General features: G+C 59.7%; 9 protein-coding genes. All 9 read right to left on the reverse strand.

Features of this window, described 5'->3' with window-relative positions:
- Nucleotides 1–79: 79 nt before the first annotated feature.
- The 9 genes from DXD48_RS07565 to argF all read right to left on the reverse strand — a co-directional run bounded on the left by DXD48_RS07565 (nucleotide 80) and on the right by argF (nucleotide 10,611).
- Nucleotides 80–550 carry a hypothetical protein gene (locus DXD48_RS07565; RefSeq protein ID WP_022094483.1) on the reverse strand — a complete coding sequence of 157 codons (471 nt, stop codon included), beginning with the start codon at nucleotides 548–550 and terminating at the stop codon, nucleotides 80–82.
- A 90-nt stretch (nucleotides 551–640) separates the two neighbouring features.
- Complete coding sequence (rsmH, locus tag DXD48_RS07570; RefSeq protein ID WP_006234266.1) at nucleotides 641–1,606, reverse strand: 16S rRNA (cytosine(1402)-N(4))-methyltransferase RsmH; 966 nt, start codon at nucleotides 1,604–1,606, stop codon at nucleotides 641–643.
- Nucleotides 1,607–1,626: 20 nt separating this feature from the next.
- Nucleotides 1,627–2,061, reverse strand: a complete 435-nt coding sequence (locus tag DXD48_RS07575) for a division/cell wall cluster transcriptional repressor MraZ (protein WP_006234269.1) — start codon at nucleotides 2,059–2,061, stop codon at nucleotides 1,627–1,629.
- A gap of 462 nt (nucleotides 2,062–2,523) precedes the next feature.
- On the reverse strand, nucleotides 2,524–3,465 hold the full coding sequence (gene xerD / locus DXD48_RS07580; protein WP_199407928.1) for a site-specific tyrosine recombinase XerD: 942 nt from the start codon (nucleotides 3,463–3,465) through the stop codon (nucleotides 2,524–2,526).
- A gap of 2 nt (nucleotides 3,466–3,467) precedes the next feature.
- Nucleotides 3,468–5,129: a CTP synthase gene (locus tag DXD48_RS07585; RefSeq protein ID WP_006234274.1), complete on the reverse strand. Its 1,662-nt coding sequence runs from the start codon at nucleotides 5,127–5,129 to the stop codon at nucleotides 3,468–3,470.
- A gap of 178 nt (nucleotides 5,130–5,307) precedes the next feature.
- The gene (locus tag DXD48_RS07590) at nucleotides 5,308–5,646 is read right to left on the reverse strand and encodes a hypothetical protein (RefSeq protein WP_117564669.1); all 339 of its coding nucleotides are present in this window, start codon (nucleotides 5,644–5,646) and stop codon (nucleotides 5,308–5,310) included.
- A gap of 256 nt (nucleotides 5,647–5,902) precedes the next feature.
- Nucleotides 5,903–7,384 (reverse strand): DUF1846 domain-containing protein, encoded by a 1,482-nt coding sequence (locus tag DXD48_RS07595; RefSeq protein ID WP_117564670.1) that lies wholly within the window; start codon nucleotides 7,382–7,384, stop codon nucleotides 5,903–5,905.
- Nucleotides 7,385–7,989: 605 nt separating this feature from the next.
- Nucleotides 7,990–9,477, reverse strand: a complete 1,488-nt coding sequence (locus DXD48_RS07600; protein WP_370446252.1) for a YfcC family protein — start codon at nucleotides 9,475–9,477, stop codon at nucleotides 7,990–7,992.
- A 138-nt stretch (nucleotides 9,478–9,615) separates the two neighbouring features.
- Entirely contained in the window at nucleotides 9,616–10,611 is a 996-nt protein-coding gene (gene argF / locus DXD48_RS07605) for an ornithine carbamoyltransferase (protein WP_117564674.1), read from the reverse strand.
- Nucleotides 10,612–10,763: the final 152 nt, after the last annotated feature.

A 10,763-nucleotide genomic window follows, 5' to 3' on the forward strand; every position in this document is an offset into this window, starting at 1 on the left:
CGCGACGAGGGACGTCCAGAACCGCGGCCCCCATCGGAACCGCGGCGATAGTCATTTGTCATACTCAGCTACCGTCTTGCTACTGAGCGGTCGCGGTCGCGTTGGCGCCCGCGGCTGCATCCTGCGAAAAGTCAAGTGTAACGCTCTCGCTGGGCTCCACCATGCCGTAAGCGCCCGCAAGGTCGCGAATGCGCGTGTCGGCGCCATAGACCGAATGCATGACCTCCAGGTCGGAGCTCTCATCGGTCGCCTTTTCGAGCGTGTTGGTAAGCTCGGCGTTGCTGTTGAGCACCTGGGCCGTAACGCCGGCGAGCGCCACGCGGGCGACGCCAATCGTCATGAAGATGGCCGCAATGATGCAAAACGTTTTAAGAACGCTCATGAAAACCGGGCTTACCGCCTGGTTTGCCTGACGGCCCGCGCCCGTGTAGACATCAAAGCGCGGCGTGCGCTGCTCACGGGGAGCAACGGGGGCCTGCGGCGTCTCACGATAGGCGGGCATGGCGTTCATATCATAGGCGAGTGCTGCGCTTGAAGTGTTGTAGCCCATGATATGCCGCCTCCCATCCCGAGTACGTTGGTAGTGTGTTTAAGCTTCGTTTATGGTGCGAGCGGGAGGTCCAATATCGCGCGGTCGTGCCTACAGACGCTGCGCCACGCGGATTTTGGCTGATCTCGCCCGAGGGTTGCGCTCAACCTCATCAGGCTGGGCAACCAAGGGTTTGCGGGTGATGACCTTGAGTATCGGCACGTTGCCGCACACGCACACCGGAATCTCCGGCGGACACGTGCACCCTTGGCTCATCTCCTTAAAGTGGTTCTTTACGATACGGTCCTCGAGCGAGTGATACGAGATGACGCAGATACGTCCGCCCGGGTTGAGCCACCTGGTGGCGGCATCAAGCCCTCGTTCGAGCACATCGAGCTCGTGATTGACCTCGATGCGAATGGCCTGGAAACTTTTCTTGGCCGGGTGTCCGCCATGCCGACGAGCGGCAGCCGGGATACCCGCCTTGATGATCTCGACAAATTGGCCGGTGGTTTCGATCGGTTCTTGCTCGCGGCGGCGCACGATCTCGCGCGCGATCTGCGAGGCGAACTTCTCTTCGCCGTAGACGCGTAGAATCCGGGCGAGGTCGTGTTCGTTATAGGTGTTGATGACCTCAGCTGCGTTTAAGGTGTTATTACCCGGATCCATCCGCATGTCCAATGGGGCGTCCTCGTTATACGAAAAGCCCCTGCCAGGGATATCGAGTTGCGGCGACGAAACGCCCAAATCGAACAGGAAGCCATCGACCCCGGGCACCTCGGCCGAGCAAAGCAGCTCGTCCAAGTCGCCGAAGTTGCCCTTCAGCAGCTGGTGCGGAACGCCGGGAACCTCGCGGTCCAGACGGGCGCCAGCGGCCTCGAGGGCCATGTCGTCCTGGTCGACGCCGAGCAAAAGGCCCGTCTCCCCCACCTGCGCGGCCATCTTTACCGAATGGCCGGCACCGCCAAGGGTGCAATCGCAGACAACGGAGCCGCTCTTTAGCCGCAGCGACTCAAGCACTTCGCCGAGCATGACAGGTTCATGCCGATATTCTTGTGTCAAGATCCCACGCTCCATCCGTTACCCGTGCCTTGCCCTTACGAGAAGAAGAGGTCCAGCAGGGCCTCATCGTCATCGTCCTCATCGGCCGCGGCGCGATCCCAAACCTCAAGGTGGTCGTAGTTGCCCACAACCGTGACCTCGCGGTCGAGGTTCGCCTGCTTGCGGAGAGACTCGGAAAGACCGATACGACCGGCGCTGTCCACATCCATCGACGTGGTGCGCTTGTTGATCGCCCTCATGAGCTTCTGGTCGTTAATGTCACGCGGGTTAAAACCCTCGTGGCCCTCACGACCCGCGAAGAGTCCTTCGACCCACTTATCGAAGGCCTCGGCAGAGAACACGTACAGAGCATCGACATCCAGGGCTTTGAACACGCGAACGTGCTCTCCAAGCTCCTCGCGAAGGGGTGCAGGCAGGGACAGACGACCTTTTGCATCGAGATTGCGCTCGTATGCACCAGTCATTCCCATGTGCGCCCTCCCCTCGGTTACTCAGATGGCACGTACGCGGGGAACCACCCCGCCTGTCGACGTCATCAATAATATGGGGAACCGCCCCATTTTTCAACACCTTTTCCCACCCCTTCCCCCACCCCTCCCCACTATTCCACCCCCAATATGTTGTAAAACACCCCCGAGCATATGTTCGAAAACACAATATGTTGTGTTTGCAGCAAAGGCGGGATGCCACCTGTAGAACCACGCCCGCGAACCTCAACCTTCAAGTTGACCTTGAGGCGATTTTTACGTCCCTTTACACGCCGTTCACATCGCCCCCAAACTCCCCCACCCACGGTACACACGGCCCACCGCCGCGTCGGTGTCTAGCGAAAAATGGGACGAGCCCCAGATTGCCCATGCGCGCAAAAGTGCGTCTCGGCAATCTGGGGCCCGTCCCCTTTAGTATTTATAAATATGCAGGTCAGCGAGGTGCTAGCGATGTGCTAGCGGATGCGCCGCCAGATAGACCTCGGTCAGTTGCGTTCGGTCGACATGCGTGTAGACCTGGGTGGTCGAAATATCGGCATGGCCCAAAATCTCCTGCAGCACACGCAGGTCGGCACCGCCCGCGAGCATGTGGGTGGCAAAGGAGTGGCGCAAGGTATGGGGATGGAGCCCCACCAGCCCCACCTGACGCCCATACCGCTCGCATATCGCATGCACGGCCTGGCGCGACAGGCGACGTCCGTTCTTATTTAAAAAGACCGCCGAGGTCTCGGTTCCGCGGGCATGGGCCGCCAAGCGAGAACGTCCCTCAGTTACATAGAGCGTCAGAGCTCGCGCCGCGCTTCCCACCAGTGGGGACAGGCGTTCCTTTGAGCCCTTACCGCGAACGAGTACAAAGCCATCGTCAATATGGATATCGCCCACATCGAGCCCAACCAGCTCACTCACACGCAAACCGCATCCGTAGAGCACTTCCAAGATGGCATGGTCGCGCAGTCCCATCTCGCCCTCGGGAAAGTCTTGATCGAGCAGCGCCGAGACATCCTCCACCGATAGATACTCCGGCAAACGCTCAGCCTTTTTAGGCAGGCGCAACGCCGCCGTCGGGTTTTGGGCCACGGCCCCATCGCGCACCAAAAAGGCATGCAGGCCCTTCACGGCAGCAAGCGCGCGCTCCACCGAGGCGTCGGAATAGCCTCCGCCGCGGCGATCGGCAACAAAGCCCTCCACGACCTGACGGGTCACCTCTTCAAAAGACACAATACCCGCCCGCTCCAGATAGGCGCAGTACGTCGTCAGGTCACGACGATAGGCCACAATCGTGTTGCGCGCCAAGCCCCGCTCGACCGCGAGGTAATCGAGATACTCCCCCGCCGCCACGGCGAGCGACGAGGGAGTAGCTTCGGTATGTTCCTTATTCGCCGGCACCCTTAGTCCGTAGCGAGGTTCATGGGCGTCACCTGCAGACGGTCGACACCCTCGTGCTGGCCGATCGAAGCGCGCACGAACTCGCGGAACAGCGGCTGCGGGTTGGTCGGGCGGCTCTTGAACTCGGGGTGAGCCTGGGTTGCCACATACCACGGATGAACGTCGCGCGGCAGCTCGACCATCTCGACCAGGCGCTCGTCGGGCGACAAACCCGAGATAACCAAACCGGCGTCCTCGAGCTGGTCGCGGAAGGCGTTGTTGAACTCAAAGCGGTGACGGTGACGCTCGTAGACGAGTTCCTCGCCATATGCCTCACGAGCAAGAGTATCGGCGGCGAGCTTGCACGGATAGGCGCCCAGGCGCATGGTGCCGCCCTTCTCGGTCACGTCCTCCTGCGAGCTCATCAGATCGATGACGCTATACGGACCGTCCGGATCAAACTCGGAGGAGCTGGCACCAGCAAGGCCAACGACATTGCGGGCGAACTCGCACACGGCGACCTGCATACCCAGGCAAATGCCCAGATACGGAATCTTGTGCTCACGGGCAAACTCGGCCGCGAGGATCTTGCCCTCCAGGGCGCGCTTGCCAAAGCCGCCGGGGACCAGGATGCCCGAGGCGTCGCCCAGAACCTCGGAGACATTCTGCTCGTCGAGGCTCTCGCCGTCGACTAGCTGGACGTCCACATGGCGATCGTAGAAGACGCCCGCATGGTGCAGGGCCTCGATAACCGACAGGTACGCATCGGGCAGCTGCGTGTACTTACCCACGACGGCGATCTTCACCTTGTCGGCGTGATGGTTGGCGTGATTCTGTTTGCGCAGGAACTCGTTCCACTCACTCATGTCGCGCTCACGCGGATCGAGACCCAGACGCTCGCAAATGCGCAGGTCAAAGTCCTGCTCGGCGAGTAGCTGCGGAACATCGTAGATGCTCGCGCAGTCCTCGTTGGTAAAGACACAGTCGGTGTCGACGTCGCAGAAGCTTGCGATCTTGCCGCGGATGGCATCGTCGATATGGTGGTCGGAACGCAGAACGATAATATCGGGCTGGATACCAAAGCTGCGGAGCTCCTTGACGGAGTGTTGCGTCGGCTTGGTCTTGACCTCGTGGGCGGCGGCGATATAGGGAACGAGCGACACGTGGATGTAGCAGACGTTCTCGGGGCCGGCCTCCTTGCGGTACTGGCGAATGGCCTCGACAAACGGCTGCGACTCAATGTCGCCGATGGTGCCGCCCAACTCAGTGATGACCACATCGGAGCCGGTCTGCTCCTCAATACGACGGAACTTATCCTTAATGGCGTTCGTGACGTGCGGAATCACCTGCACGGTGCCGCCCAAAAAGTCACCGCGACGTTCACGGGCGATCAGGCTCTTATAGATGGCACCAGTCGTAAAGTTGGAATCACGGGTCAGGTTCTCGTCAATAAAGCGTTCGTAGTGGCCCAGGTCCAGATCGGACTCGTAGCCGTCCTCGGTCACAAAGACCTCGCCATGCTGGAACGGGCTCATGGTGCCGGGGTCGACGTTCAGATACGGGTCAGCCTTTTGCATCGTTACCTTGTAGCCGCGCGACTTGAGCAGACGGCCCAGCGAGGCCGCGGTAATACCCTTGCCCAGAGACGAAACCACGCCGCCGGTCACGAACACATGCTTAGTCATATTGAGTTACCTGCGCTTCCCGTAGAAGTTGTCCATACACATCTTACGGGTCTTCATTGTAATACTCGCGACGCGCGCCGCACGCAATTTTTCTTACGTGCAATCGCATTTCTCCATCTCGAAACAAAACGCCGCCCGGTTGCCCAGGCGGCGTCGTTTCCGCTATGAATGCATGCTGTTATCGATCGGCGAGTTCGTCCTTGATTAAGTCCTGCACGAGCATACCGGCACGGACGCCCTCTAGATACCACTCGCCACGCTCCGTGAGACAAATACCATTTGCGAGCTGGCCGCCGTCGTCGCTGTAGCGCGAGACGACCTCAATGATGTCTTCGGATTCCAAGCGCTCAATTGCCGCGCGGGCGCGATACGGAGACACCCCCACACGCTCGGCAAGCGTCTTGCGCGAAAAGCCATAAAATCCGCCGTTGTCTTCGGATTGCTGAGCGATCTCCATCAGCACCTGCACCTCGACACGCTTCATATCGTTGACACTCGCACGACCCTTGCCCGCCATAGCAGCCTCCTCAAACCGAGCACGAGCATCTAACGCGCCGTGCGCGACCGACACACCTCACGATGTCAGGTAATATCCATCATGCGGCATCCCGCTAAGGATGAAACAGTTATGGTTATTGTATACCGCTCAAATTGTTTCTAGGCAGGTAAACGGCTATTTTTCGCCGAAATAGGCGCTTTATTGATCAAAAAGCCGTACCGGGCGCTAACCCGATACGGCCAAAATGCAATGCAATTACCGCGGTGCTTCAAACTTAGCGATGGAAGAAACCGCGGCGCTCAAACTTGGGCTCGCAGCACACGTTGATACCCAGTTTGCGCAGTACCGTCTCGTCCGTCGGCGAGATGATCACGCTAAAGAAGGCATCGCAACCGCGCAACTGCTCCAGGCCCAAAAGGACGCGAGCGGCCGTCTCACTCGTGGCCGAGGTGATCGACAGCGCCATAAGCGTCTCGTCGGTGTGGAGGCGCGGGTTTTTACTTCCCAGGAAATGCGTCTTGAGCTTGCTGATGGGCTCGATCGCCTCATCGCTAATGACCTCGAGCTCAAGGTCGACGCCCGAGACATGCTTGAGGGCGTTCATAATGAGCGAACTTGCGGCGCCCAGGCGCGTGGAGGTCTTACCGGTCACCACGGAGCCATCGGGCATGACCATGGCACCCACGGGACCACCCGTCAGCTGCTCCCTGGTGAGGGCCGCCGAGCGCGCCGGTGAGTAGTTCTTATCGATGCCGGCTTTCTTCATAATAATCTTGAGACGGTCAACTTGCTCATCGCCCACGCCGGTACGGCGCACATTTTCGACCGCGGTAAAGTAGCGGCGGACGATCTCCATCTTGGAAGCGTCGCGGCAGGCATCGTCATCGGTGATGGCAAAGCCGACCATATTGACGCCCATGTCCGTAGGGCTCTGGTAGGGGCTCTTGCCCAGGATCTTTTCCATCAGGGCACGGACTACCGGGAAGGCCTCGACGTCGCGGTTGTAGTTGACCGTGGTCTTGTTGTAGGCCTCAAGGTGGAACGAATCGATGATATTGGCGTCGTCGAGGTCAGCCGTGGCGGCCTCGTAGGCAATATTGACCGGATGCGTCAGAGGAAGATTCCAGACCGGGAAGGTCTCAAACTTGGCATAGCCGGCGGCGGTACCGTGCTTATGCTCGTGATACAGCTGCGAGAGGCAAGTGGCGAGCTTGCCCGAGCCGGGGCCGGGTGCCGTCACGACAACGAGCGGACGCGTGGTCTCGACAAACTCGTTCTTGCCGTAGCCATCGTCGGACACGATCAGATCGACATCGTGCGGATACCCCTCGATGGGATAGTGCAGCTTGGCGGGAATACCGAGCGCGTTCAAGCGGTTGCGGAACACATCGGCAGCAGGCTGGCCGGCGTACTGGGTGATAACCACAGCCGCGACGGCAAAGCCGTTGCCGCGGAACAGGTCAACCAGGCGCAGCACATCCTCGTCATAGGTAATGCCAAGGTCACCACGAGCCTTGTTTTTCTCGATGTGGTTCGCGTTGATCGCGATGATAACCTCGACATCGTCGGCGATGCTCTTGAGCATGCGGAACTTGCTGTCCGGTTCAAAACCCGGCAGCACTCGGCTCGCATGATAGTCATCGAACAGCTTACCGCCAAACTCCAAATAGAGCTTGCCACCAAACTGCGAGATGCGCTCCTTAATGTGAGCAGCCTGCAGCTCGATATACTTCGCGTTGTCGAAACCCTGGCGCATGTATGGCTCCCGTCCCGTTTCGTAAATTAAGTTCCTACGCGATTATAACGGAGCCTGCCCTCCCCGATGCCCAGGCCATCAACAGGCACCAACCAAACACGCCATCGATAAGTTGCGGTGAAATAGCTCCTGTTTAACCCCTCAAGACGGCCAAACGGGAACTATTCCACCGCAACTTCCCCTTTTGGCGCAAAGTAACCTGACCCCTTTGCACCAACAGCAGAAACGTCGCGGGCAGAGAACGGACAGCGAACAGGCACCAGAGCGAGCAAGCCGCCCCCTGCGCCAACAATGGCAGCGCCGCAGGTTGAGCATAAGTCAGCGAAAGCCCACCAGAGCGAGCAAGGTGACGTGAAAGAGGGGGGCATAGGCCTTTTGGCCATGCCCGACGATTGAACGTCAGATTGCCGCTCTGGCGGGCTTGCAGCGTCGAGGGGTTCCGGCGTTTGGCAAAACGCCGGAACACAAGAGCGCCCCCTCCCGCGCACGGAACGGGAGGGGGCTAAAGGTAGGAGTCTACCGGTGGGGTTACCCCACCGGACAGACGATGACCAGGTGATCCTTTACAGGATCGTCATGGTTTCCGTGGGGTACCCAAGGGGTACTTAGAGCATCACGCAAGCGACGGTCAGGATGACGGCGCAGACGACGGAGAGAGCGACGATGAGCTTAAGCGCAAACTTGAGCCAGGTCGTCCACTCGATCTTGGCCAAGGCAAGACCGCCCATGATGGCGCCAGAGGTCGGGGTGAACAGGTTCACGACACCGATGGCGGCGGAGAAGATCATGACCATGACCTCGGGCGAGAAGCCGAGCTTAACAGCCAGCGGTCCCATGATGGGCATGGAGACAGTAGCCATACCGGAGGTCGAGGGGATCAGGAAGGACAGGCCGAAGTAGACCAGGAAGCTCATGGGAGCGAAGATCACGCCGGACAGGCCAGCCAGAGCATTGGCGGCAGCGTCGAGGACGTAGACGTCGAGGCCGGTGCTAGCCATGAGGACGGAGATACCACGGGCGAGGGCAATGACGAGGACAACGGACATCATGTCGGCAGCGCCGGTGATGAAGGTGTTGACGATCTGCTTCTCGGAGAGGCCACCGATGATACCGATCAGGATAGCCATGAGGAAGAACCAGGTGGAAGCCTCGTCGAAGTACCACTGGCCAATGGGCAGGCCGGTGATCAGGGCAGACCAGCCCTGGACGATGGCGTTACCGTCGGCGTCATAGACAGCGCCAGCATCGAAGAAGTTGGCGACGCCCTCGTTGAGGTCGGCCAGCGGGATGAAGCCGACGATCATGACGACGAAGGTGAAGGCAAAGGCGATCAGAACACCCTTCTGACGACCGGTGAGCTTGACCTCCTTGTGAACCTCGGAAGCAGCCTTGCCGTGAGCCTCTTCGGCGTCCTTGAGCTCCTGCATCGAAAGGATGGTGGAACCCTTGTCAGCCTTGACCTTCTTGGCATAGCTCATGACGAAGAGGATGGACATAACAGTGGTAACAATCCACAGGACGGCACCGAGGCCGATGATGATGGACTGGTTGACCTCAATGCCAACGCCAGTCAGAGCGTCAACGGCAGCACCGACGGCAAACGGGTTAACCGTGGAGCCGAGGCAGCCGCAACCAGCGCCGAGCAGGACGGTAGCAGCGCCGACCATGGGGTCGAAGCCAGCAGCCATCATGGTGGCGGCGAGCAGGGCGTAGAAGGGAACGGTCTCCTCGCACATACCATAGGTGGTACCACCGAGGGAGAAGATGAACATCAGCACGGGAATGAGCATAATCTCATTGCCCTTAAGCTTCTGCACCAGAACGGCAATGCCGTTGTCCAGGGCGCCGGTCTCGGTCATCATGCCGAGGAAGCCACCGAGGATCATAACGAAGAGGCAGACGGGCAGAGCGTCAGCGAAGCCCTTGACCGGGGCGGTGCAGAAATCGCTCAAGCGGGCAGCGGTAACCGCGCCACCGGACGTACCGGAGACGATAACGGTAACAACCGCGACGATTGCCAGCAGAGCAAGAAGAATGGTGAACGATGAAGGCATACCGCGCTTTTTCTTAGCGGTCTCAGTCATAGTTCTCATCCCCCCTTCATAAATCATTTACTGATCTCGCCCGAAGCGGCTCTTCCGTGCCGTGCATGTCGCTCAGTGCGAGATTTTTACCAGACAAAAGTGCTCGGGGTGCGCAGCAATGCACCCCGAGCGAGATGCTAGATGCTCTTACTTGAGCGTAGCGTACATGACAGCCTTGATGGTGTGCATGCGGTTCTCGGCCTCGTCGAAGACCTTGGAAGCGGGGCTCTCGAAGACCTCGTCGGTGACCTCCTGCTCGGTGATGCCGAACTGCTCGCACTTCTCGGCGCCAATCGTGGTGTTGGTGTCGTGGAAGCTGGGCAGGCAGTGCAGGAAGATGGCGCCCGGGTTGGCCATAGCCATGACCTCGGAGGTAACGCGATACGGGGTGAGCTGAGCGATGCGCTCGGCCCAGACCTCGTCGGGCTCGCCCATGGAGACCCACACGTCGGTGTAGAGAACGTCAGCACCGGTGACGCCGTCCTTGACGTCGGTGGTCAGCTTGATGGTGCAGCCGTTGGCCTCAGCGATAGGCTTGCAGGCCTCGATGACGTCGTCAGCGGGCATGCACTCCTCGGGGCCGCAGGCCACGAAGTTCATGCCGAGCTTGGAGCAGACGACCATGAGGGAGCGAGCGACGTTGTTTTTGCAGTCGCCCATGAAGACGAGGGTCTTGCCCTTGATGTCGTAGTTGAAGTTCTCCTGGACGGTCAGGATGTCGGCGAGCATCTGGGTGGGGTGCCACTCGGTGGTCAGGCCGTTCCAGACGGGAACGCCAGCCTTAGCGGAGAGCTCCTCGACGTCGTCCTGAGCGAAGCCACGGAACTCGATGCCGTCATACATGCGGCCGAGAACGCGGGCGGTGTCCTCGATGGACTCCTTCTTGCCCATCTGCGACGAACCCGGATCGAGGTAGGTGACGCCCATGCCCAGATCCATGCCGCCAACCTCGAAGGCGCAGCGGGTACGAGTGGAGGTCTTCTGGAAGAGCAGAACGATGTTCTTGCCCTCGAGATAACGGTGCGGAACGCCAGCGCGCTTCATGTCCTTGAAGTTCTTGGAGAGCTTGAGCAGGTACTCGATCTCCTCGGTGGTGAGGTCGAGGAGCTTGAGGAAGCTACGGCCGGAGAGGTTAACGCCCATGGTTCGTTTCCTTTCGAAGAAATGAATTACGTAAGTATTAGTGTTGCCCGTTTGACGGGCGAAACCGGTGCGGTTGTAGGGGGACCGCACCGGAAACGGAAAGACTTAGAGGTCCTCGCGCCAGAAGGGCATGCTCATGCAGCGCGGGCCGC

The sequence above is a fragment of the Collinsella sp. TM05-37 genome, from assembly GCF_003436455.1.
Taxonomy (GTDB): domain Bacteria; phylum Actinomycetota; class Coriobacteriia; order Coriobacteriales; family Coriobacteriaceae; genus Collinsella.